Source organism: Pseudarthrobacter kochi, assembly GCF_055412805.1.
Genome location: NZ_JBVAYV010000013.1, coordinates 25,093 through 46,334, shown reverse-complemented (window position 1 = coordinate 46,334; position 21,242 = coordinate 25,093). Strand labels below are relative to the sequence as shown.

Below are 21,242 nucleotides of genomic sequence, written 5' to 3'. Positions count from 1 at the left end.
GCCAACGGGAGGAGACTAGAGCCCCAGCTCCTCAGGCACCGGCAGATCCTTGTCCAGCAGGTTCCTGGCGAGGAAGTGCTCGACTACGCCGTACCAGACCTTGGCGTGCCTCGGCTGCAGGATCCAGTGGTTCTCATCCGGGAAGTAGAGGAACCGGTGGTCGGTCTCGCCGTTTTCGTCGGCCGCGAGCCGGGACTTGGAGAGGAGCTCGTACCAGAGCCGCAGGCCCTCCCCGATCGGGACGCGGTAGTCCTTGTCCCCATGGATGACGAGCATCGGGGTGCTGATGTTCTCCACGTGCAGGTGCGGGGAGTTCTCCAACGCCATCTCGGCCGTCATTTCCTTGAGCCAGTACTGCGCGGCGTCCGTGGTGGGGCCGAACTGGTCCAGCGCCCAGAGACTGGCGTGGGTGACGATCGCCTTGAACCGGTCCGTGTGGCCGGCCACCCAGTTCGCCATGTAGCCGCCGAAGGAACCGCCCATGGCCGCAGTGCGGGTCTCATCAATGTCCGGCCGCTGCACAACGGCGTCGGTGATGGCCATGAGGTCGGTGAACGGGGCTTTGCCCCATTCACCCCAGCCGCGCTGGATGTGGTGCTGGCCGTAACCGGTGGAGAGCGCCGGGTCCGGCAGCAGCACGGCATAGCCCCGCGCCACGAGCAGCCAGGGGTTCCAGCGCCACGTCCAGGCATTCCACGACCCGAGCGGCCCGCCATGGATCCAGAGCAGCAGGGGTGCCGGGTTTCCGGCCGTGGCCCCTTCCGGGAGTGCCAGGTACGCCGGCACACGGGTGCCATCCGCCGCCGTCGTCTCCACGCGTTCCAGCGAACCCTTGTAATGCGGGCGCGCCGCGGGGGCAGGGAGCCGGACGACGTCGCCGCCGACGAGATCGATCCGCACCCCTTCCGCAGGGAATTCGTAGGAGCTGCGCAGCGCATAGGCGGTGCGGCCGTCCGGGGCAACGACGACGTCGGTGTACGCGGCCGTATCGGCAGTCAGGCGTGTGACCTGCCCGGCTCCCCCATCTCCCGTCACGCTGATCCGGAAGACCGGCGAGGCGCCGTCCTCATCGGCTGTGACAAGAAGGGCTGATCCGTCCGGCAGCCAGGCGGCGGGGTGCGGCCAGCGGTCCCAGCCGTGGGCGAGCGGCGTCAGGGCGGCGCCGCCTGTCGACTGGGTCGCAGCTCCGGACACGTCGAACAGGTGCAGCTTGACCTGCGGGGCCGCCGCCGGCGTGGTGTCGCTCTCGCTGAGCACCACGAGCGTCCGGTTGTCGGGACTGACCGGCCCCGGGAAGTAGCTCATTCCCTCGGTATCGAGCAGGACCTGGCGGGTGCCGGTGGCGACGTCGATCGCGACGAGAATTGACCGTGAATTTGCGCGGGCCAGCGGCTTGTTGAAACTGCTGTAGATGGTCTTGCCGTCCGGGCTGACCACTGACTCTGCGTCGCGGAGGCCGGCGCCGGCGTCGGGCGTGAGGTTGCGGAGTTTGAGCGGCGACGCAGCGTCAACGGTTGCGGGTTTGCCCGGTTCCTGCTCCTCACCCGGTTCGACGGCGAAGAGCCTCGGCTGGGCGGGCCCCAGGTCGGCGTCCCAATAGCGGACGGGGTAGCCGCTGTGCAGGATGGCCGCGACCTTGTTGTCCTTGCGCGCCTTGCGGCGCTCCTCATCACTTTCCTCATCCGTGGCCCCGGCCAGGACGGAAGCGTTGACGAAGAGCGCGCCGCCCTCCTTGGCCGCCAGGAGTGCACTGACTCCGCCGGCCCGGGTCAGCACGACGCGGGCCTCGCCGCCGTCCGCGGGCAGCATCCACAGGGCGTTCACGGGATCCGCCTCCGGGGTTTCCGGGTCGGGTCGTGCGGAGCTGAAGTACAGATCACCGCTGGCGGCGAACACGGCCCCGGCCTCGCCCTTGGCGCTGCGCGTGATCCGGCAGGCCTGCTTCTGGCCCTCGGGATCCAGTTCCCACAGGGCAGTGCCGTATTCGGTGCCCTTTGGATTAAGAGTGGCCACGGTGGTGACCAGCCGCCTGCCGTCGGGGCTCAAGGCCAGGCCGCTCACCTTCGGGATGGCGAGGTAATGGTCCAGGTCATGGAAGGGTGTTTCGGGTTTTTCGCTCAGGGTCTCTGAATCGTTGGAAGCCATGCACCGATTCAACACCCCCTGTGCGGTGGATCACACCAATTTCACCCAGAGTGAAACACTGCTTTCACAATCCTCCAGGGGCATGGCACCGACCGCGCCCAAGGAATGGCCCCCGGCAGCGCAGACGCAAAGGCCCCGCCTCCCTTTTCAGGAAGACGGGGCCGTTGAGCCGATGCCTAGACGCTCGGAGCGATCTCCGGGATGCGCGGCTTGGTGTTGCCCGCGAAGGTGAACTTGGCGTCGTCGCCTTCGCCGTCCACATCCACTACAACGATGTCGCCGGCGTGGATTTCGCCGAAGAGGATCTTCTCGGAGAGCTGGTCCTCGATCTCGCGCTGGATGGTCCGGCGCAGCGGCCGGGCACCCATGGCGGGGTCGTAGCCGCGGGTTGCCAGCAGGATCTTGGCCGCGGGCGTGAGCTCGATGCCCATGTCCTTGTCCTTGAGGCGCTTCTCCAGCCGGCCAACGAACATGTCGACGATCTCGATGATCTCGTCCTGGGTCAGCTGCGGGAAGACCACAACGTCGTCAACACGGTTCAGGAACTCGGGGCGGAAATGCTGCTTGAGCTCCTCCGTCACGCGGGCCCGCATCCGGTTGTAGCCGGTCTGCGTGTCCGTGCCCGACTGGAAGCCGGTGGCAACGCTCTTGGAGATGTCCCGGGTGCCGAGGTTGGTGGTCATGATGATCACGGTGTTCTTGAAGTCCACCACGCGGCCCTGGGAGTCGGTCAGGCGGCCGTCTTCCAGAATCTGCAGCAGCGAGTTGAAGAGGTCGGCGTGCGCCTTCTCCACTTCGTCGAACAGCACCACGGAGAACGGACGACGCCGGACCTTCTCGGTCAGCTGTCCGCCTTCCTCGTAGCCCACGTAGCCCGGAGGGGCACCGAAGAGACGCGACACGGTGTGCTTCTCCGAGTACTCGGACATGTCCAGTGTGATCAGGGCGTCTTCCTCACCGAAGAGGAATTCGGCCAGGGCCTTGGCGAGCTCGGTCTTGCCGACGCCGGTGGGGCCGGCGAAGATGAACGAACCGCCCGGACGCTTCGGGTCCTTCAGGCCTGCACGGGTGCGGCGGATCGCCTGGGACAGGGACTTGATGGCCTCGTCCTGGCCGACAACGCGCTTGTGCAGCTCGTCTTCCATCTTCAGCAGTCGCGAGGACTCTTCCTCGGTCAGCTTGAAGACCGGGATGCCGGTGGAGTTCGCCAGCACTTCGGCGATGAGATCCTCATCCACCTCGGAGATGTCGTCCATGCCGCCGGTCTTCCACTGGCGTTCCTTCTCGGCACGCTCGGCAATGAGCTTCTGCTCCTTGTCGCGCAGCGAGGCGGCACCCTCGAAGTCCTGCGCGTCAATCGCGGATTCCTTCTCCAGTTTCATGGCCGCGATTTTCTCGTCCATCACCTTGAGCTCGGGCGGGGCGGTCATCCGGCGGATGCGCAGCCGGGCGCCGGCCTCGTCGATCAGGTCGATCGCCTTGTCCGGCAGGAAGCGGTCTGAGATGTAACGCTCGGAGAGGCTGGCCGCCGAGGCGAGGGCGCCGTCGGTGATGGTGACGCGGTGGTGCGCCTCGTACCGGTCGCGGAGGCCCTTGAGGATCTCGATCGCGTGAGCGACGGAGGGTTCCTTGACCTGGATCGGCTGGAAACGGCGCTCCAGCGCGGCATCCTTTTCGATGTGCTTGCGGTACTCGTCCAGCGTGGTGGCACCGATGGTCTGGAGCTCGCCGCGGGCCAGCATGGGCTTCAGGATCGAGGCCGCGTCGATGGCGCCTTCGGCTGCACCGGCACCCACGAGGGTGTGGATCTCATCGATGAACAGGATGATGTCGCCGCGGGTGCGGATTTCCTTGAGGACCTTCTTGAGGCGCTCTTCGAAGTCACCGCGGTAGCGGGATCCTGCCACGAGGGACCCGAGGTCCAGCGTGTACAGCTGCTTGTCCTTGATGGTCTCCGGGACGTCTCCGCGAACAATCGCCTGGGCAAGGCCTTCGACGACGGCGGTCTTGCCGACGCCGGGCTCACCGATCAGCACGGGGTTGTTCTTGGTGCGGCGGGAAAGGACCTGCATGACGCGTTCCATTTCGGATTCGCGCCCGATGACGGGGTCCAGCTTGTTCTCGCGGGCCGCCTGGGTCAGGTTGCGGCCGAACTGGTCCAGGACGACGGAACCGGCAGGAGTGCCTTCGGCCTGGCCCGGGCCAACACCAGCACCGGTGGTTTCCTTGCCCTGGTAACCCGAGAGCAGCTGGATGACCTGCTGGCGGACGCGGTTGAGGTCCGCACCGAGCTTGACCAGCACTTGGGCGGCTACACCTTCACCCTCGCGGATGAGGCCGAGCAGGATGTGCTCCGTGCCGATGTAGTTGTGTCCCAGCTGCAGCGCCTCGCGGAGCGAGAGCTCCAGGACCTTCTTGGCGCGCGGGGTGAAGGGGATGTGTCCGGACGGGGCCTGCTGGCCCTGGCCGATGATCTCCTGTACCTGCTCGCGGACGCCGTCGAGCGAAATGCTCAAGGACTCAAGGGCTTTGGCCGCAACACCTTCACCTTCATGGATCAGACCCAAGAGGATGTGTTCTGTACCGATGTAATTGTGGTTCAGCATGCGTGCCTCTTCTTGGGCAAGCACAACGACGCGACGGGCACGGTCCGTAAATCGCTCAAACATTTCGCCACACTCCTAGCTACGAATACTTCGATGCTACGTGTCCGGGTTCAAGATTTGGGGCTTGTTCGCCACAGGGGAAACCGGGACGCCGCAGCCGCGTCACATGCGGGAGCAAACTCGGGCCGGTCGGCCCTTGCGCCGAAGGCCAGCCGGGCCGGGTTCGGGCCGGGGGCGCGGTTGATCCGTGCCGGGCGCGGCGGCGCTCCTGCCCAGTTGTTGCCCCCGGAACGGACTATCAGCGGCGTGTCCCGGGCCCCGGGCCGCTTCTTCGGCCGACAACTGGGCTGGAACGCGCCGGCACTGGTCTCGCCCGACGGCAGACATGACAAAGCCCCCGGCAAAAGCGGGGGCCAAATCATTGGTATTGCACCGTGGAACTGCCCCGGCGACGCACGCTGGCGGCCTCGCGGCTAGGAATTCGCCTTTTGGTAGGCTTCCTGAATTTCAGCCTGGATGCGGCCGCGGCTGTTTACCGCATAGCCGTTATCGCGGGCCCACTGCCGGATCTGGGCGGAGTCCTGGTTCCGTCCCGATGAAATCTTGGTGCGCGTTGCGCGGCCACTCGACGTCTTGCGTGCGTGGCTTACAAACCGCTCAACCGCGGAGCGTAGTTCGGAAGCATTTTCCGAGGACAGGTCGATTTCGTAGCTGACGCCGTCCAGGCCAAACCGGACGGTTTCGTCCGCGGATCCCCCATCCAGATCATCGACAAGGATGATTTTTACTTTCTGTGCCATTAAAGACTCGCTTTCAAAAAGGATGAGTATTAAGGAAAAGCAGGATGTAACTCCTTAAAAGTATCCTCTGCTTTATGGCAACGAGTCAAAGCGAAAAAGAGTTTCCAAAGGAAAACCCAAGGCGGAATAGCCCGCTATTAGTTCGGGCCGTTGGAATGGCCGTCGCGGCGGAGCGTATCGGTTCCGCCGGCATTTTCTTCGGCTTCCGCGTGGGCACGCGCCTCTGCCTGGCGCTCGGATTTATCGGCATTGAAAATCGATTTCATGGCGAACCAGAAAATCAGGCCGACCACCACGGAGGGCAGCAATACGGCGATGTACTCCATGGTCAGTGTCCTTCGGGCTTCAGCAACGGGAACAGAATGGTCTCGCGGATGCCGGCACCCGTGAAGAGCATGACCAGCCGGTCGATGCCCAGGCCGATGCCGCCCATCGGCGGGGCGCCGTACTCCAGCGCGCGGAGGAAGTCCTCGTCCAGCTGCATGGCCTCGACGTCGCCGGCTGCGGAGCGGCGGGACTGCTCGGTGAGCCGTTCGCGCTGGATCACCGGGTCAATGAGCTCGGAAAACGCCGTGCCGCGCTCCATACCGCCGATAATGAGGTCCCACGCTTCAATCAGCCGGTCGTCCTCGCGGTGCTGGCGTGCCAGCGGCTGGGCGGAGGGCGGGTAGTCGTAGACAAAGGTGGGGTTCAGCAGGGTCGGCTCGACGAGTTCACCGAAGAGCTCCACTACGAGCTTCTCGGCATCCCAGTTGGCGTCGACCTTGACCTCGTGCTTCGCGGCGAGCGCCAGCAGTTCCGACGCCGGGGTCTCCGGGGTGATTTCCTGGCCCACGGTTTCGGAGAGTCCCGGGTAGACAGCCATCCAGGCCCAGTCGCCGTCGAGGTTGATCTCGCCGGCCTCGGTCTGCAGGACGCGGCCCACACCGGCGGCGTCGGCGGCGTCGAGGATGATTTCCTTGATCCGGTCCGCCATGACGAACTGGTCGGCCCAGGCCTCGTAGGACTCCAATGTGGTGAATTCCGGGCTGTGGGTGGAGTCCACGCCCTCATTGCGGAAGACGCGGCCCATGTCGTAGACACGGTCGATCCCGCCGACGACGGTGCGCTTGAGGTAGAGCTCAGTGGCGATCCGCAGGGTCATCTTCTGGTCGAAGGCGTTCATGTGGGTCTCGAACGGGCGGGCGGTGGCGCCGCCGTGAACCAGTTGGAGCATGGGGGTTTCCACCTCGACATAGCCCTGGCGGTGCAGGGTCTCGCGGATGGAACGGGTGATCGCGGCCCGGGTGTAGACCATTTCACGGGCTTCGTCGCGGACAATAAGGTCCACGTAGCGCTGCCGGACGCGGGTCTCCTCGTTGAGCTCCGCATGCAGCACGGGCAGCGGGCGCAGCGCCTTGGACGCCATGGACCAGGACTCGGCCATGACGGAGAGTTCGCCGCGCCGCGAGGAGATGACCTCGCCCTTGATAAAGACGTGGTCGCCAAGGTCCACGAGGGCTTTCCAGTCCGCGAGCGCGTCCTCGCCGATGTTGGCCAGGCTCAGCATGACCTGCAGCCGGACGGCCTTGCCATCGCCGCCGCCCTCCTGAAGCGTGGCGAAGCAGAGCTTGCCGGTGTTGCGGATGAAGACGATGCGGCCGGTCACACCAACGACGTCGCCAGTGGTTTCGTCGGCCTCGAGGTGGGCGTACTTTTCGCGGATTTCGGCCAGCGAGTGCGTGCGCTCAACACCCACCGGATACGCCTCGATGCCCCGCTCAATCAGCCTGGCGCGCTTCTCCATGCGGATGCGCGTCTGTTCGCTGGCGTCGTGGTGCTCGGCGGCGGTAATCGGGGCGGGGGGGTTTTGGGAAGTCACAATCCCCAAGTTTACCGGGGATTCGACGGGGGCGGGTCCCGCCCGGCGAAGGTCACCGAGGAATAGACTCAGGGCTGTGGAGACGCGGACCATCAGCACCGACGACGGCGAGGGGCACCTCGAGCTGCACTCCTTCCGCCCGGCTACAGGCCCGGCCCCGGGTTCGCCGTCCGGCACGGGTATCGTCGTCGTCCACGGCACCATGCTTACCGACGCACTGTACCGCCCGTTAGCGCGGAAGATCAGCCGCCTGTTGGGTCGCCCGGTGCACTGCTACAACCGGCGCGGGCGCGCCGGGTCCTCCCGCAACCGGCCGGTTACTCGGCGGCCACGGAGGTCGATGATCTGGCTGCGGTGATGCGGAAAACGGGATCGAGCGACGTGGTGGCGCACAGCTACGGCGGATTCGTGGCCCTGCAGGCGGCACGGACGGTGCCGATCCGCAGGATGGTGACCTATGACGCGGCCGTGTCCCTCTCCGGGAACCTCACCCACCGCTGGCGGCCCGAGCCGGAGCGTTCGGTGGCCGCCGGGGAACTCGACGATGCCTGGGCCCACCTGGTCCAGGGGATTGAGGTGGACGGGCCCGTATCCAAGCTCCCGCTGGGCGCGCTGCGGATGCTCAGCATCATCTCCGCACGGACCACCATGGGCGCGCCGAAATGCGCAAACTCCTGCCCACCGCCGTCGCGGAGATGCGGGCGGTGCTGGACGCGGACCTCGAACTGGCCGACTTCGCGGCCGTGACCACCCCGGCGCTGATGCTCGCCGGCAGCTGGAGCCCGGCGTACTTCGCCGAAACGGGACGGCAACTCGCTGCCGCCGTCCCTTCCATCGAATTTGCTGTCCTGCCAGGTTAACTCCACGAAAGCCCGCTCCGTCCCGGAATCCGGCTGCCCCTGACGGTTGCGCGGTTCCTCCTTGCCGGCGAAGGGAGCCTGCGGCCCCTCCCGGCGCGCAGGCGCCGGCTCAAGCTGGGCCACTAGGGGCCGCACCCTTACAATCGGTGGGCGACCCTTTCGAAAGGACCCCCTTGGCCAAGCTCTACTTCCGCTACGGCGCCATGAACTCCGGCAAGTCGACGGGTCTGCTGCAGGCGGCGTTCAACTACGAGGAGCGCGGCCAGCGGGTCCTGCTGGCGAAGCCGGATGTGGACACCAAGGGCGACTCCGACGTCGTTTCCCGCCTGGGTATGACCCGCTCGGTGGACTTCCTCATCCCTGCCGGGGCTTCCGCCCGCACCTTGTTCACCGCCCAGGCCCACGGGGACGACCCAGATGCCCTGCTGAAGCATGTGGACACCCAGCCGGTGGCCTGCCTGCTGGTGGACGAGGCCCAGTTCCTCGAACCGGCCCAGGTGGACGACCTCTTCCGCGTCGCCGTCCTGGACAACGTCCCTGTGCTGGCCTACGGCATCCGCACGGACTTCCGCACGCGGGCGTTTCCCGGTTCGCTCCGGCTGCTGGAGATCGCGCACACCCTTGAGGAACTCAAGACGATCTGCCGCTGCGGCCGCAAGGCGATCTTCAACACCCGCCGGGTCGGCAACCAGGTGGTGTTCGACGGCGACCAGGTTGCGATCGACGGCCAGGACGTCTGGTACGAATCGCTCTGCGGTTCCTGCTACCTCGAGGTCTCCGGCGGCAGGCTGGGAAACTAGCCCTCACGGGCCGCCGGGGAACCCCTACTACGCCGTAGCTGCAGCCTCGGCTAGGCTCGGAGCATGACCCGCGAGAACATCAGGACCCCCGACGGTGGAACGATCGAGCTTTTCAGCACGGGTGCCGAGCTTGCGTCGGCGGGCTCCGGCGTCGTCGTCGTTCCGGCCTCAATGGTGACCGCCGCCGACTACACCCGTTTCGCCCAGAAGCTCAGCGCCTCCCTGGGCCGCCCGGTGCACACGTTCAACCGGCGCGGACGCGGTTCCTCCTCGCCGCAGCCCGAGGACTACACCCTCGACGTCGACATCCACGACCTCGATGCGGTGATGAAGCACACGTCCAGCACGGACGTTTTTGGGCACAGCTTCGGCGGGGCGGTGGCACTGCACGCGGCACGCACCCTGCCGGTGGAACGGCTCGCCGTGTACGACCCGGCCGTCTCCGTGAACCACAGCGTCACCGCGGACTGGACCACCGAATACGAGAAGGCGACGGCGGCAGGCGACGACGACCGCGCCCTCGCCGTCCTGCTCAAAGGCCTCGAGACCGGCAGCGCCTTGTCGAGGATGCCGCTGTCCATGCTGACCCTGGCGAACAAGCTGGCCGCCGGCACCCCGATCGGCAAGCAGATGCGCGAACTGATGAAGACCGGCGTCCGGGAGATCAAGGCCATCATCGCCGCCGACATGCCGGCCGAGCCGTTCCTGGAACTGCCGCTGGAAACGCTGATCGTTGTTGGCGAGAAGAGCCCGGCGTACTTCGGTGTGGCCTGCGCCCAGATCCACGAGGTGCTCTCCGGGTCCAGCTACACGATCCTGCCCGGCATGGGGCACGACGGCGTCAACAAGGCGCCGGACAAGCTCATCTCCGAACTCAGTGAGTTCTTCGCCAGCTAACCGGCGGGGTGTTCGGCCGCGGCGGTCTTGCGCATCATGGCGGCCAGCACGACGGCGGCGACGGCGATGACCGATGCGGTGAGGAACGCCGCATGCATTCCCGCGACGATTCCCGCACCGGCGGACACAACAGCGTAGATCGAGACGAGCAGCGCCGTTCCGGCCGCCCCCGCCACTTGCTGCAGGGTGCTCATGATGGCCGAGCCGTGCGAATACAGGTGCGGCGGCAGCGGGTTCAGCCCGGTGGTGAACGCGGGCGTGAAGATCAGGGCGAGCCCCAGGCTGAGGCCCACGTGCAGCGCGATGATCCAGCCGACCGGAGTGCCCGCGTCGAGCAGGGAGAACTGGAACAGGGCCACCACCAGCAGGGTTGAGCCGGTGACAGTCAGCGGCAGCGGGCCAACCTTGTCGAAGAGCCGCCCAATGAAAGGTCCCAGCAGGCCCATTGCGAGGCCCCCGGGCAGCAGCGACAGCCCCGTTTCCAACGACGTGAGCCCGCGGATTTCCTGCAGGTACAACGGCAGCAGAATCACGGCGCCGAACAGCGCGATCATGGCAACCACCAGCAGCAGCACTGACACCGTGAACATCCGGAAGCTAAATGCCCGCAGGTCCAGCAGGGGCGCCTCGGACTTCTGCAGCCGCACCTGCCGGAGAACAAACGCCGCCATGGCAATGATGCCCACGACCAGCGCAATGACGGCGGGCGAGCCCGGGCCGCCCTGGCCGCCGCCGACCTGGCTCAGGCCGTAAACCAGGCCGCCGAAGGCGGGAACGGTCAGCAGCACGGACGGGACGTCAAGCCTGGTCTTCTCTTGCTCGCCAATGTTGGTCAGGAACCTGGCGCCGATGGCGAAAGCGGCCAGCGCGATCGGCAGGACAAAGACGAACATAAAGCGCCAGGAGAAATGCTCGAGGATCAGTCCGGACACTGTGGGGCCCATGGCCGGCGCCACCGAGATGGCGATGCTCACGTTGCCCATCACGAAACCGCGGCGCGACACGGGGACCAGGGTGAGGATGGTGGTCATCAGCAGCGGAAGCATGATGGCCGTACCGCCGGCCTGGATGATCCGGGCGAGCAGGAGGACTTCGAATCCGGGTGCCAGCGCCGCGAGCAGCGTGCCCCCGGAGAACAGTCCCATGGCCAGCATAAAGACGGCGCGTGTGGACAGTCGCTGCAGAATGAAGCCGGTTGTGGGGATCACCATGGCCATGGTGAGCATAAAGCCGGTGGACAGCCACTGCACGGTGGGGGCTGTGACCCCGAGGTCCACCATCAGCCGCTGCAACGCGACGTTCATGATGGTCTCGTTCAGGATCACCACAAAGGTGGCCACCAGCAGGGTCGCGATGATGGTGACCGATTCCCGGGACATCGTCGCCGGCGGGGCAGCGGCCCCGCCGGCAACCTGGGTCTGCGCGGGATCGCCGGGGGGCTTTGAAGAGACGTCTGAACGCATAGGGGTTCCCTCGGGGAGTTTTGAAGTGGGGTCTTGCGGCCTCGGCCGCTACTGAAGGTGCCAACCGGGAATGCGCCACGGTAATTCCCGGCTCTGGAGAAGAAGTCCTGCTCCCGGACCCCGCAACGGGGTTGCCTTAGAGGGCAGGGAGCACCGCCGTCGCAGGCTGAATGCTGCCTCCCACCCAGGATCAGAGGAGTTTTCGATGGGCCACATCAAACAAAGCATCCAGATCGACGCGCCCGTGGACCGCGTCACGGAGATCGCCACGGACCCCAACCATTGGGCCTCCTGGTGGGTGAACCTCAGTGAGGCAAAGGACGTGGACGGCGACGGCAGTGCCGGGACCGTCGTCAAGCACAGCTACCTGATGGCCGGCGTGCCGTTCCCGGTCACCACGCGGGTGGTCGAGAACACTCCGACCGGCTCAGGGGGCAAGCACGTGCGCATCGAATTTGAAGGCCCGCTGAAGGGCTGGCAGACCTGGGACTATGAACCGGAAAGCCACGGCACCAAGGTGTCCGTGGAGATCGAATACAACGTTCCCGGGGCCGCGGTCGGGAAATTCGCCGACCGCGTGCTCGTGGAACGGCTCCAGGAGAGGGCCCGGGAGCACACCCTTGAGAATCTGAAGCTCATGGCCGAGAGCGGAGCCGACTAGGAGGCGACTCGGATCCCAGGGGTTCAGGGCGCCAGCGGGTCAGGAGTCCAGCGGGAAGTTGTCGATCAGCCGGACCGGGCCGACTTTGGCCGCGATGATTGCCAGGCCCTCGCCGCGGAACGGGGTGTCCCGGCAGTTTTCAGCCAGCGGTTCGAGGGTGCGGGGATCCACCACGTCGAAATAGTCCAGTTCCACGAGCGGCTGGGACTCCACGAGCGCCTGCGCGGACTCCAGGTCCAGCGGCTGGTGGGCGTTGGCCCGTTCCTCGATCAGGCGCAGCGCCCGCGAGAGCACCAGGGCCGCCTCGCGCTCCTCGGCGGAGAGGAAGCGGTTGCGGCTGGACAGCGCCAGCCCGTCCGCGGAGCGCACGATCGGCACCGGGACGATCTCCACCGGGAAGTTCAGATCCGCCACCATGCGCTGGACCAGGGCCAACTGCTGGGCATCCTTCTGGCCGAAATACGCCCGGTACATCGGTAGCTCCGCGCCACCGGCCGCCCCGGGCATTCCGTAGTGCAGCAGCTTGGCCACCACGGTCAGCGCACCGTCGAAGTGCCCGGGGCGGGAGGCGCCCTCCCACTTCCCGGCCATCGGTCCCGCGCTGATCCGCACCAGGGGTTCCCCGCCGGGATACACCTCCTCCACCTCCGGAGCGAAGACCAGGTCCACCCCCACGGCGTCGAGGAGCGCGAGATCCGCGTCCAGGCTCCGGGGGTACCGTTCCAGGTCCACGGCCTCGCCGAATTGGAGCGGGTTGACGAAGATACTCACCACCACCACGTCGTTTTGTGCGACGGCGGTGCGCGCCAGCTCGGCGTGGCCCTCATGCAGGGCGCCCATGGTGGGCAACAGGCCCTGCGAGGACCCGCCCTTTTCCTGGAGCAGGCGGGCGCTTTCGGCCCGGAGCCGGGCAGCCGTGGTCACGAGTTGGATCGCCAAGTTATGGGCCTTCCGTAGGGTTCGGTCCGTCGAGCGCCTGGGTGACGCCGTCGAGTTGCTCCGGCTTCAGCAGTCCCCGGCGTCCTGCCCGTCGGGCGGTCGCCCGGGCCATGGCCAGGTACGCCTCCAGAATATCGCCGCCAGAGCCGCCGTCGTGCTCCCGCAGCGACTCGGCGTGCGCTGCCACGGTGCCCACATCGCCGCGGGCCACCGGCCCGGTCAGGGCAGATTCGCCCGAGGCGAGCGCGTTCTCCAGGGTGGCGCGCAGCAGCGGTCCCAGCATACGTTCGGGGGCCTCGACGCCGATCTCCCGGAGCAGCTCCGAGGCCTGCGCCACGAGGGTGACGAGGTGGTTTGAGCCGTGGGCGAGGGCCGCGTGGTAGAGCGTGCGGTCGGCCTCGGCGATGGCAACGGGCTCCGCCCCCATCTCCACCACCAGGGCCTGCGCAATGGGCAGCATGGCGGCGTCGGCCGTGACCCCGAAAGTGCAGTCCAGCAGCCGGGTCAGGTCCAGGCTCATCCCGGTGAAGGTCATGGCCGGGTGCAGCGCCAGCGGGATGGCGCCCACGGCGCGGACAGGATGCAGGATCCCGACGCCGAAACGGCCGGAGGTGTGTGCCACGAGCTGGCCGGGCTGCCAGGCGCCGAGCTTCGCCAGGCCTTCCACGAGCGGGCCGAGCGCGTCGTCCGGGACGGCCAGGAGCACTAGTTCGGCGCGCTCGACGATGTCCTGCACGTCCAGCACCGGTACACCGGGAAGCAGGGCTTCCGCACGTTCGCGGCTGGCATCCGAGACCGCGGAGACCCCGATGATCGTATGCTCCGCGCCGCGCAGCGCCGCCCCCAGGACGGCGCCGACCTTGCCGGCGCCGATGATTCCGATGCCGAGTCGTCCTGGTTTAGCCATGCTGCCGGTCTTCCTGCCTGTTGGGATCTTCGGTGTGGGACGGTTCTTCGGTGTGGGAGGGCCCAACCACGAGCGGCCGGACCTGGTCCAGCCAGTGCTCGCTGGTCTGGCGTTTGCGCGCGGCCCGGGCGCGGGCCGCCTGGGCGTCCAGGAGTCCACGCCCCTCGTCCAGGCCGGCCTGGACCAGCCGGGGTGACACCGGTCCGGCCGTGGTGTGCAGCACCAGGTCAACTACCCGGAAGCGACGGGCCAGGGGGCCCTGCTCCAGCGCCATCGACTGGGTGCGCTGGTGCGGGACCACCACGAGGTGCCGCCACCAGCGGCCCGAGCGGATCAGCAGGGCCGTGTCTGTGGCGGTGAACCCGTTCCGACGCCAGCCCAGGGGTGCCAGCAGCCGGGCCCGCCGCGGGGTGGTGACGAAGCCGCCGTCGTCCCGCACAGGAACCGCAGGACCCGCCGGACCTGCCTGGCCCACAGCCGGACCGCCGGGGCCGGCCACGCCGTTGACGCCGGCGGTGAAGACCCGCACGGGGTCCGCGGTACCCGGGTCAGGCAGGACCAGGGAGAGCATGGTCAACACCTCGGCGAAGGTCCCTACCGGCAGCAGCGTCGTCCGGGCTGAGCCCTCGCCGTTGTCTCCCGCGGCGCCGTAGCCTGCCACGTTGACCTGGATCCGGTACCAGCCAAAGAAACGCCAGAGCGGCGGCTGGCTGACCCGCAGCGCCTGGATCCGGCCGGGCGGCAGGGTCTGCGCCTGGGTGTCCAGCAGTCCGTAGCGCAGCCGGATGCCGTCCGGGGAAATGGCTGCGGTGAAGTTGTAGCCCCTGTTGATGGAGTTCCAGTACGCGGCCACCATGCCCAGCGCGGCAGGGATCAGGAAGAGGTAGAAGCTGCGGTTCTCGGTGCTGGCGGACAGTACGACAGACGCCACACCGCCGGCGACGACGACCACGCTTTGTTCGCTCAGGATCAGGGATCCGATCAGGCGCCCCGGCGGGACGGTGAGCACGGCGTGTTCGGGCGCCTCCGCGGCGGCGGCCCCGGGGTCCGCGGGGTCCGGCACAGCACCGGAGGCCCGGGCCAGGATGGTGGCCCGCAGCTGCCGCGCTTCGTCCATGCGGAGATAGGAGAGCCGCACCGCGGACTCGCCGGCGTCGGCCACTTCGAACTTGAGCTCGGCCAGCCCGAAGATCCGGGCGAGCAGCGGCTGCACGATGTCGATCGCCTGGACCCTGTCCAGCCGGGCCTGGCGCTGCTGCTTGAAGAGGAATCCGGTGTTGAGCCGGACATAGCCTTCCGCCACCTGGTACCGCGTGAAGTACCAGCTGAGGATGTAGCCGAGCACGGTGAGCAGCAGCACCGCGCCGCCGCCGAGCAACAGCCACGGGGCCCGACCGGCGAGCTGCTCATCGACGAGGGGGCCGCCCCGGAGCATCCGTTCGAAGGTGTCCCGGAAGAAAAAGAATCCGATGGCGGCCAGCGCCACCCAGCCGCGCACGAACGGCGAGGCAGGGTGCACGCGCAGCCACGCGCCGTCGGGCATTCCCGGATCGGCGTCGGCGGACGCCTCCGGGGCGGGGCCGGGCTTCACGGCACGGCTCACGGCCCGGTCCACGGCACGGCCCTCACAGCGGCCCCATCACAGTCCGGCCAGCCGGGCTTCACCGCGCGCGGAGAGCTGCTCGCGGAGCCGGGCGCCCTCCCCGGCGGGCAGGCCCGGGATCTCCGCGTTGGTGCCGGCAGAGGCGGTGTGCAGTTTCAGCGTGCAGAGCCCCAGTGCGCGTTCCACCGGCCCGGCGCCGATGTCCACGTATTGCATGCGGCCGTAGGGGACAACGAGGGTGCGCTGGAAGAAGATGCCGCGGCGGATGAGCAGGTCATCTTCACGCTCGGCGTAGCCGATGGCCCGCACCTGGCGGGGAATGAGCAGGAGCCGCCACAGTGCCAGGACCAGCATCACGGCCGGGAGTGCGAGGGCCAGCCAGAGCGGGAAGGACTGCCACCAGCCGGTGACGACGAGGAGCAGGGGAAAGCACAGGAGCGCGACGATGAGGAGGTTTGCCAGCGCCCAGCTGGCGAGGCGCACCGTGACGTATTTCGGTGAGACGCGCAGCCAGGTGATGCCCGGGGGGTCAATCGCCTCGGTATGCATATTCGCCTTCCGATTTCGGCTTGCGCTTCTCCTGGAGGCCAAGGGCCGATTCGCCCTCTGAATCCTCGGGGGGTATCCGGCAAAAGCGTTCCACGACCAGGCCAACCACGATCATGGCCAGGCCGCCGCCGGCCATGGCCACGGCCTGCCAGGCGAGGGTCTGGTCGCTGCGCAGGTTCCAGAGCCGCAGCTGGTCGATGAAGATCCCGGCGTGCCAGCCGAGCAGGACGCTGCCGGTGTAGGCGCAGGCCTGGGCGAGGACGAGCGTCCAGGCGGCCAGGATGGGGTTGAGCATCTTCTTTTTGTTGCCGTTCCGCCAGCGCAGCACCCGCACGCCCAGCACGAGGGTGAGCACAACGATTACGCCCATCGTGATGAGCCCGTTGAGCGGCAGGACCGGGGTGTTCAGGCTGTAGCGGGTGGTCAGCAGGGCGGCGAGCCAGCCAAGGACCCCTACGGCCAGGCCGATGATAAAGAGCACCAGGGGGCTGGTCAGCTTCATCATTCCACTGCTCCGGCCACGCCATGGAGGTTCTCGAAGCCGTCGAACGGCACGAGGTCGGCAAAGTCGGCGGCTTTCGCGGCCAGCTCGCCGACGCGTTCGCCGTCCAGCTCCGCCGCCGGGTCAATCAGCGACCACGGGTAGAGGACAAATGCCCGCTGGGCGGCGCGCGGGTGGGGAAGGGTGAGTTCCGGGTCGGAACTGACCAGGTCCCCGTAGGTGATGATGTCGACGTCGAGGGTGCGCGGGCCCCAGTGGACGTCGCGGACCCGGAGGTGCGTTTGTTCCACAGCGTGGCAGTGCTGCAACAGTTCATGGGGTGTCAATGTCGTGTCCACGGCGATCACCATGTTGAGGAAGTCCGGCTGGCCGGCCGGTCCGCCGACCGCCTTGGTCTGGACGATCGGGGAGATGGCCAGGAGACGGACGTCGGGCGGGTCGACGATGGCCGCCACGGCCGACGAGAGGGTGTCGCTGCGCGCGCCCAGGTTGCTGCCGAGCGCAAGCACGGCGCGGGTGTAGCTCATGGCTGTTCCTGCCGGGTCCGCCGGACGCTCACGGAGACGTCGCCAAACTCGACTTCGATCGGGGCCTTGGGTTTGTGCACGGTGATGTCCACCGCGGAGACGGGGAACTTCCGCAGCACGTCGTCGGCGATCCGCACGGCCAGTGCCTCGATCAGGTTCAGCGGCTCCCCCGTGATCCAGCTCCGGATGCATTCGGCCACCTCACCGTAATGCGCGGTGTCCAGCACGTCGTCGGAGGCGGCGGCGCGGCTGAAGTCCAGGTGCAGGACGGCGTCAACCACGAACGGCTGGCCGTTGCGCCGCTCGAAATCAAACACTCCGTGATGGCCGACGGCGGTGACGCCGCTCAGCGTGATCTGGTCCATGGTGCCCTGCCGGTTCCGTTGTCGCCGACGGCGGGTACAGCTGGTCTCTGCGCCGCAGTCATGCGGGCGGCGACCTTGACGGCGTCGAGGCTGGGCCCGACGTCGTGCACCCGGACGGCCCAGGCGCCCCGGTGGGCACTGATGGCGGTCACAGCTGCGGTGGCGGCGTCGCGCTCGACCGGCGGGGCTGCCTTGCCGGCGACCGTCAGGAGGCTGCCGAGGAACCGTTTGCGGGACGCGGCGACGAGGACCTTGTGCCCCATTGCCTGCAGCACGTCCAGGTGCTTCAGCAGCTCCCAGTTCTGCGCGTCGGTCTTGGAAAAGCCCAGGCCCGGGTCCACGATGATCTGCTCCGGGGTGACACCGGCGGCGTAGAGCTTGTCGCGGACGCCTGCGAGTTCAGCGGCGACGTCTACGGCCACGTTCCCGTATTCGGTCAGCGTGTCCATGGTGCAGGCGTTGCCGCGGCGGTGGGTGAGGACGTACGGGGCCTTGCTGCGGGCCACGAGCTCGGCCATCTCCGGCTCCATGCTGAGGCCGGAGACGTCGTTGATGATCACGGCACCGGCCTCCAGCGCCGCCGCTGCGGTGGCGGCGTGGGTCGTGTCGATGCTGACCAGGGCGCCGGCCTTGACCAGGGCAGCGATCACGGGCAGCACCCGCCGCTGTTCCTCGTCAGGCTCCACTTCGGTCGCTCCCGGGCGGGTGGATTCGCCGCCGACGTCGATGATGTCGGCGCCGCCGTAGAACATCCGCAGGCCGGCGGCGATGGCGGTGTCCGCGGTGGCGTGCTGGCCGCCGTCGCTGAAGGAGTCCGGGGTGACGTTCAGGATCCCCATCACAAGCGTCCGGTCCGTGGGGAGATCCTTGAATTTCGCTGCCGGACGGGCCTTGCGGAGCACGGGCAGGGGCGAAGTCGCGGGTCCGGTTCCGGGGGCTGCGGCTAGGGAGTCCATAGTCTGTGTTCTTACCTTCCGATGATGAGGCTCATGGCTTCGGCACGGGTGGCCGGGTCATGGAGTTGCCCGCGTACCGCGCTGGTGACGGTCCTGGCGCCGGGCTTGCGGATGCCGCGCATGGACATGCAGAGGTGTTCGCATTCGACGACGACGATTGCGCCGCGCGGCTTGAGATGGGTGACGAGGGCTTCGACGATCTGGGTGGTCAGGCGTTCCTGGACCTGGGGGCGGCGGGCAAACAGGTCCACCAGCCGGGCCAGTTTGCTCAGCCCGGTGACTTTTCCGTCGTGGGAGGGAATGTAGCCCACGTGGGCGACGCCGTGGAACGGTACGAGGTGGTGCTCGCAGGTGGAGTAGAAGGGAATGTCCTTGACCAGGACGAGTTCCTCGTGGTCCAGGTCGAAGGTGGTGGCCAGGATTTCCGCCGGGTCGTGGTGGAGCCCGGCGAACATCTCGGTGTAGGCCTTGGCGACCCGCTTCGGGGTGTCCAGGAGGCCGCTGCGGTCCGGGTCCTCGCCGATGGCGATCAGGATCTCCCGGACAGCCGCCCTGATCCGCGCCTGGTCCACGGGGGCGGGGCCGGGCCCTCCCGCCGCGGAAGAAACGGTGGCGGGAGTGTCGTCGTCGTCATTGAAGAAAGAAGTCACGGAAGAAGCCTAGCCGGGATGGCCGTCAGGCCCGAGATCCGTTACACCGCCTTGGAACGGCTCCTGTCCGGAGACTCCCTGGGCGTGCGGCGGAAAGGTGTCCAGCGGTTCCTCGAGGCGGGCTTCCTTGGCTTCTTCCTGCGCTTCGCGTTCGGCCTTCTCGCGGCGGGACTCGACGGGGCCGACGTCCTGGATCGGGCGGGTCTCCTTGGACAGCCAGATCTCGCGGAAATCGCGTTTGCGGATGTGGGTGAAGACCTGGGCGATTTCGGCCTGGTTCAACGTTTCGCGTTCCAGCAGTTCGAGGGCAAGCTCATCCAGGACGTCGCGGTTCTCGGTCAGAATGGCGTAGGCCTCGTCGTGGGCGCCCTCGATGAGGCGGCGCACTTCCTCGTCGACGATGTAGGCGATCTGGTCGGAGTAGTTGCGCTCGTGGCCGGCGTCGCGGCCCAGGAAGGGCTCGCCGCCGCCCTGGCCGAGCCGCACGGCGCCAACGCGCTCGCTCATGCCGAACTCGGTGACCATCTTGCGGGCGATCCCGGTGGCTTTTTCGATGTCGTTGGACGCGCCGGTGGACGGGTCGTGGAACACGAGTTCTTCCGCGACGCGGCCGCCCATGGCGTACGCCATCTGGTCGAGCAGCTCGTTGCGGGTGACGGAGTACTTGTCGTTCTCCGGAACCACCATGGTGTAGCCGAGGGCGCGGCCGCGGGGCAGGATGGTGATCTTGGTGACCGGAGCCGAATTCCGCAGCGCCGCCGCCACCAGGGCGTGTCCGCCTTCGTGGTACGCGGTGACTTTGCGTTCGTGTTCCTTCATGACGCGGCTGCGTTTCTGCGGGCCGGCCATCACGCGGTCAATGGCCTCGTCGAGGGCGCGGTCATCGATCAGGTTGGCGTTCGAGCGGGCTGTCAGCAGGGCGGCCTCGTTGAGGACGTTGGCCAGGTCCGCACCGGTGTAGCCGGGGGTCTTCTTGGCCACGGCCCGCAGGTCGACGCCGGGAGCCATCGGCTTGCCCTTGGCGTGGACCTTCAGGATCTGGTCGCGGCCGATCAGGTCGGGTGCCTCGACGGAGATCTGGCGGTCGAAGCGGCCCGGCCGCAACAGGGCCGGGTCGAGGACGTCGGGCCGGTTCGTGGCGGCGATCAGGATGACGTTGGTCTTGACGTCGAAGCCGTCCATTTCGACCAGCAGCTGGTTGAGGGTCTGCTCGCGTTCGTCATTGCCGCCGCCGATGCCGGCACCGCGGTGTCGTCCGACGGCGTCGATCTCGTCCACGAAGATGATGGCCGGCGCGTTGGCCTTGGCCTGCTCGAAAAGGTCGCGGACGCGGGACGCGCCCACGCCGACGAACATTTCAACGAAGTCGGAACCGGAGATCGAGAAGAAGGGAACGCCTGCCTCGCCGGCGACGGCCCGGGCCAGCAGGGTCTTACCGGTGCCGGGAGGGCCGTAGAGCAGCACACCCTTGGGGATTTTGGCGCCCACGGCCTGGAACTTCGCCGGTTCCTGGAGGAATTCCTTGATTTCTTCGAGTTCCTCGACGGCTTCGTCGGCGCCGGCGACGTCGCCGAAGGTGACCTGCGGCATGTCTTTATTGACCAGTTTGGCCTTGGATTTGCCGAACTGCATGACCTTGGAGCCGCCGCCCTGCATGCGGGAGAGGAGGAACCAGAAGAGGACGCCGAGAAGGATGACCGGGATCAGGAGGGAGAACAGACCGGCGAACCAGTTGTTCTCGACCGGCTGGTCGGTGTAGCCGCTCGGCGGGCGGGAGTCCGTGACGGCTTTGACCACGTCAGCGGCACGGGCATTGACGTAGTAGAACTGGATGTTCTTGCCCTTGTCCTGGCCGTCCACCTGCAGGTTTTCCTTCAGGACCAGGTCCACGCGGTTTTCGGCGTCGAAGATCTTGGCCTGTTCAACCTTGCCGCCGTCGGTCAGCAGCGCAAGACCCTTGTCAGTGTCGATCCGGGACGAACCGCCCGGAGACAGGGTCGCAAAGGCCAGCAGGAGCATGCCAACAACAACGACAATCCAGATGCCCGGGCCCTTGAAGAAACTCTTAGCTTTCATCTGTTCGGGGCAGGCCCCGTCCCTCCTGGTAGTGCTGCACGGCGACCGATCTGCGCGCGTGTGGTGCTGCGTCAG

Annotated in this window: 21 protein-coding genes; 5 read left to right on the top strand and 16 right to left on the bottom strand. The window is 67.3% G+C overall.

Annotation, left to right across the window (positions count from 1 at the left end):
• Positions 1 to 15: 15 nt before the first annotated feature.
• From ACZY0Y_RS08820 to lysS, 5 genes are all read right to left on the bottom strand, one after another.
• On the bottom strand, positions 16 to 2,145 hold the full coding sequence (locus ACZY0Y_RS08820) for a S9 family peptidase (protein WP_463957494.1): 2,130 nt from the start codon (positions 2,143 to 2,145) through the stop codon (positions 16 to 18).
• Positions 2,146 to 2,321: 176 nt separating this feature from the next.
• Complete coding sequence (locus ACZY0Y_RS08815) at positions 2,322 to 4,814, bottom strand: ATP-dependent Clp protease ATP-binding subunit (protein WP_024365543.1); 2,493 nt, start codon at positions 4,812 to 4,814, stop codon at positions 2,322 to 2,324.
• 410 nt (positions 4,815 to 5,224) lie between these two features.
• The gene (locus ACZY0Y_RS08810; protein WP_024365541.1) at positions 5,225 to 5,551 is read right to left on the bottom strand and encodes a histone-like nucleoid-structuring protein Lsr2; all 327 of its coding nucleotides are present in this window, start codon (positions 5,549 to 5,551) and stop codon (positions 5,225 to 5,227) included.
• Between the two features lie 137 nt (positions 5,552 to 5,688).
• Positions 5,689 to 5,877, bottom strand: a complete 189-nt coding sequence (locus ACZY0Y_RS08805) for a hypothetical protein (protein ID WP_160668425.1) — start codon at positions 5,875 to 5,877, stop codon at positions 5,689 to 5,691.
• A 2-nt stretch (positions 5,878 to 5,879) separates the two neighbouring features.
• A complete protein-coding gene (lysS, locus tag ACZY0Y_RS08800) occupies positions 5,880 to 7,412 on the bottom strand; it encodes a lysine--tRNA ligase (RefSeq protein ID WP_463882970.1) in 1,533 nt (510 codons plus the stop codon).
• A gap of 76 nt (positions 7,413 to 7,488) precedes the next feature.
• Here lysS and ACZY0Y_RS08795 point away from each other — a divergent pair, with 76 nt between their 5' ends.
• The 4 genes from ACZY0Y_RS08795 to ACZY0Y_RS08780 all read left to right on the top strand — a co-directional run bounded on the left by ACZY0Y_RS08795 (position 7,489) and on the right by ACZY0Y_RS08780 (position 9,969).
• Positions 7,489 to 7,770 carry an alpha/beta fold hydrolase gene (locus tag ACZY0Y_RS08795; RefSeq protein ID WP_463957492.1) on the top strand — a complete coding sequence of 94 codons (282 nt, stop codon included), beginning with the start codon at positions 7,489 to 7,491 and terminating at the stop codon, positions 7,768 to 7,770.
• Between the two features lie 304 nt (positions 7,771 to 8,074).
• Positions 8,075 to 8,272 carry an alpha/beta fold hydrolase gene (locus tag ACZY0Y_RS08790; RefSeq protein WP_463957490.1) on the top strand — a complete coding sequence of 66 codons (198 nt, stop codon included), beginning with the start codon at positions 8,075 to 8,077 and terminating at the stop codon, positions 8,270 to 8,272.
• 173 nt (positions 8,273 to 8,445) lie between these two features.
• Complete coding sequence (locus tag ACZY0Y_RS08785; protein ID WP_463882965.1) at positions 8,446 to 9,072, top strand: thymidine kinase; 627 nt, start codon at positions 8,446 to 8,448, stop codon at positions 9,070 to 9,072.
• A gap of 63 nt (positions 9,073 to 9,135) precedes the next feature.
• Positions 9,136 to 9,969, top strand: a complete 834-nt coding sequence (locus ACZY0Y_RS08780; protein ID WP_160668432.1) for an alpha/beta fold hydrolase — start codon at positions 9,136 to 9,138, stop codon at positions 9,967 to 9,969.
• Here the strand turns inward: ACZY0Y_RS08780 and ACZY0Y_RS08775 are convergent.
• The gene (locus tag ACZY0Y_RS08775; protein WP_463957488.1) at positions 9,966 to 11,432 is read right to left on the bottom strand and encodes a DHA2 family efflux MFS transporter permease subunit; all 1,467 of its coding nucleotides are present in this window, start codon (positions 11,430 to 11,432) and stop codon (positions 9,966 to 9,968) included. The genes ACZY0Y_RS08780 and ACZY0Y_RS08775 overlap by 4 nt on opposite strands.
• Positions 11,433 to 11,637: 205 nt before the next feature.
• Between ACZY0Y_RS08775 and ACZY0Y_RS08770 the strand changes: the two genes are divergently transcribed.
• Entirely contained in the window at positions 11,638 to 12,093 is a 456-nt protein-coding gene (locus ACZY0Y_RS08770) for an SRPBCC family protein (RefSeq protein WP_463957486.1), read from the top strand.
• A 39-nt stretch (positions 12,094 to 12,132) separates the two neighbouring features.
• Here the strand turns inward: ACZY0Y_RS08770 and panC are convergent, their stop codons facing one another.
• The 10 genes from panC to ftsH form a co-directional block, all read right to left on the bottom strand.
• Positions 12,133 to 13,032: a pantoate--beta-alanine ligase gene (gene panC / locus ACZY0Y_RS08765; protein WP_463882959.1), complete on the bottom strand. Its 900-nt coding sequence runs from the start codon at positions 13,030 to 13,032 to the stop codon at positions 12,133 to 12,135.
• A 1-nt stretch (position 13,033) separates the two neighbouring features.
• The gene (locus ACZY0Y_RS08760) at positions 13,034 to 13,939 is read right to left on the bottom strand and encodes a Rossmann-like and DUF2520 domain-containing protein (protein ID WP_463957484.1); all 906 of its coding nucleotides are present in this window, start codon (positions 13,937 to 13,939) and stop codon (positions 13,034 to 13,036) included.
• Positions 13,932 to 15,482 carry a PH domain-containing protein gene (locus tag ACZY0Y_RS08755; protein WP_463957532.1) on the bottom strand — a complete coding sequence of 517 codons (1,551 nt, stop codon included), beginning with the start codon at positions 15,480 to 15,482 and terminating at the stop codon, positions 13,932 to 13,934. Before ACZY0Y_RS08755 ends, ACZY0Y_RS08760 begins: the two co-directional genes overlap by 8 nt.
• A 96-nt stretch (positions 15,483 to 15,578) precedes the next feature.
• Positions 15,579 to 16,091, bottom strand: coding sequence for a PH domain-containing protein (locus tag ACZY0Y_RS08750; RefSeq protein WP_463957482.1), 513 nt, complete (start codon positions 16,089 to 16,091; stop codon positions 15,579 to 15,581).
• The gene (locus ACZY0Y_RS08745; protein ID WP_463957531.1) at positions 16,072 to 16,593 is read right to left on the bottom strand and encodes a DUF3180 domain-containing protein; all 522 of its coding nucleotides are present in this window, start codon (positions 16,591 to 16,593) and stop codon (positions 16,072 to 16,074) included. Before ACZY0Y_RS08745 ends, ACZY0Y_RS08750 begins: the two co-directional genes overlap by 20 nt.
• Positions 16,593 to 17,120 (bottom strand): 2-amino-4-hydroxy-6-hydroxymethyldihydropteridine diphosphokinase, encoded by a 528-nt coding sequence (gene folK, locus ACZY0Y_RS08740; RefSeq protein ID WP_463957481.1) that lies wholly within the window; start codon positions 17,118 to 17,120, stop codon positions 16,593 to 16,595. Before folK ends, ACZY0Y_RS08745 begins: the two co-directional genes overlap by 1 nt.
• Positions 17,117 to 17,485 carry a dihydroneopterin aldolase gene (gene folB, locus ACZY0Y_RS08735; protein ID WP_463882952.1) on the bottom strand — a complete coding sequence of 123 codons (369 nt, stop codon included), beginning with the start codon at positions 17,483 to 17,485 and terminating at the stop codon, positions 17,117 to 17,119. The genes folK and folB overlap by 4 nt, the downstream gene beginning before the upstream one ends.
• Positions 17,467 to 18,441, bottom strand: coding sequence for a dihydropteroate synthase (gene folP, locus ACZY0Y_RS08730; RefSeq protein WP_463957479.1), 975 nt, complete (start codon positions 18,439 to 18,441; stop codon positions 17,467 to 17,469). Before folP ends, folB begins: the two co-directional genes overlap by 19 nt.
• Positions 18,442 to 18,452: 11 nt before the next feature.
• Entirely contained in the window at positions 18,453 to 19,091 is a 639-nt protein-coding gene (gene folE, locus ACZY0Y_RS08725; RefSeq protein ID WP_463882948.1) for a GTP cyclohydrolase I FolE, read from the bottom strand.
• 9 nt (positions 19,092 to 19,100) lie between these two features.
• Positions 19,101 to 21,167, bottom strand: a complete 2,067-nt coding sequence (ftsH, locus tag ACZY0Y_RS08720; protein ID WP_463882947.1) for an ATP-dependent zinc metalloprotease FtsH — start codon at positions 21,165 to 21,167, stop codon at positions 19,101 to 19,103.
• Between the last annotated feature and the right edge of the window lie 75 nt (positions 21,168 to 21,242).

What these genes read in the sequence shown, in the direction of transcription:
- ACZY0Y_RS08820 (WP_463957494.1), bottom strand. Translation starts at nt 2,145, where the DNA reads ATGGCTTCCAACGATTCAGAGACCCTGAGCGAAAAACCCGAAACACCC.
- ACZY0Y_RS08815 (WP_024365543.1), bottom strand. Translation starts at nt 4,814, where the DNA reads ATGTTTGAGCGATTTACGGACCGTGCCCGTCGCGTCGTTGTGCTTGCC.
- ACZY0Y_RS08810 (WP_024365541.1), bottom strand. Translation starts at nt 5,551, where the DNA reads ATGGCACAGAAAGTAAAAATCATCCTTGTCGATGATCTGGATGGGGGA.
- ACZY0Y_RS08805 (WP_160668425.1), bottom strand. Translation starts at nt 5,877, where the DNA reads ATGGAGTACATCGCCGTATTGCTGCCCTCCGTGGTGGTCGGCCTGATT.
- ACZY0Y_RS08790 (WP_463957490.1), top strand. Translation starts at nt 8,075, where the DNA reads ATGCGCAAACTCCTGCCCACCGCCGTCGCGGAGATGCGGGCGGTGCTG.
- ACZY0Y_RS08780 (WP_160668432.1), top strand. Translation starts at nt 9,136, where the DNA reads ATGACCCGCGAGAACATCAGGACCCCCGACGGTGGAACGATCGAGCTT.
- ACZY0Y_RS08775 (WP_463957488.1), bottom strand. Translation starts at nt 11,432, where the DNA reads ATGCGTTCAGACGTCTCTTCAAAGCCCCCCGGCGATCCCGCGCAGACC.
- ACZY0Y_RS08770 (WP_463957486.1), top strand. Translation starts at nt 11,638, where the DNA reads ATGGGCCACATCAAACAAAGCATCCAGATCGACGCGCCCGTGGACCGC.
- ACZY0Y_RS08760 (WP_463957484.1), bottom strand. Translation starts at nt 13,939, where the DNA reads ATGGCTAAACCAGGACGACTCGGCATCGGAATCATCGGCGCCGGCAAG.
- ACZY0Y_RS08755 (WP_463957532.1), bottom strand. Translation starts at nt 15,482, where the DNA reads ATGCCCGACGGCGCGTGGCTGCGCGTGCACCCTGCCTCGCCGTTCGTG.
- ACZY0Y_RS08750 (WP_463957482.1), bottom strand. Translation starts at nt 16,091, where the DNA reads ATGCATACCGAGGCGATTGACCCCCCGGGCATCACCTGGCTGCGCGTC.
- ACZY0Y_RS08745 (WP_463957531.1), bottom strand. Translation starts at nt 16,593, where the DNA reads ATGAAGCTGACCAGCCCCCTGGTGCTCTTTATCATCGGCCTGGCCGTA.
- folK (WP_463957481.1), bottom strand. Translation starts at nt 17,120, where the DNA reads ATGAGCTACACCCGCGCCGTGCTTGCGCTCGGCAGCAACCTGGGCGCG.
- folB (WP_463882952.1), bottom strand. Translation starts at nt 17,485, where the DNA reads ATGGACCAGATCACGCTGAGCGGCGTCACCGCCGTCGGCCATCACGGA.
- folP (WP_463957479.1), bottom strand. Translation starts at nt 18,441, where the DNA reads ATGGACTCCCTAGCCGCAGCCCCCGGAACCGGACCCGCGACTTCGCCC.
- ftsH (WP_463882947.1), bottom strand. Translation starts at nt 21,167, where the DNA reads ATGAAAGCTAAGAGTTTCTTCAAGGGCCCGGGCATCTGGATTGTCGTT.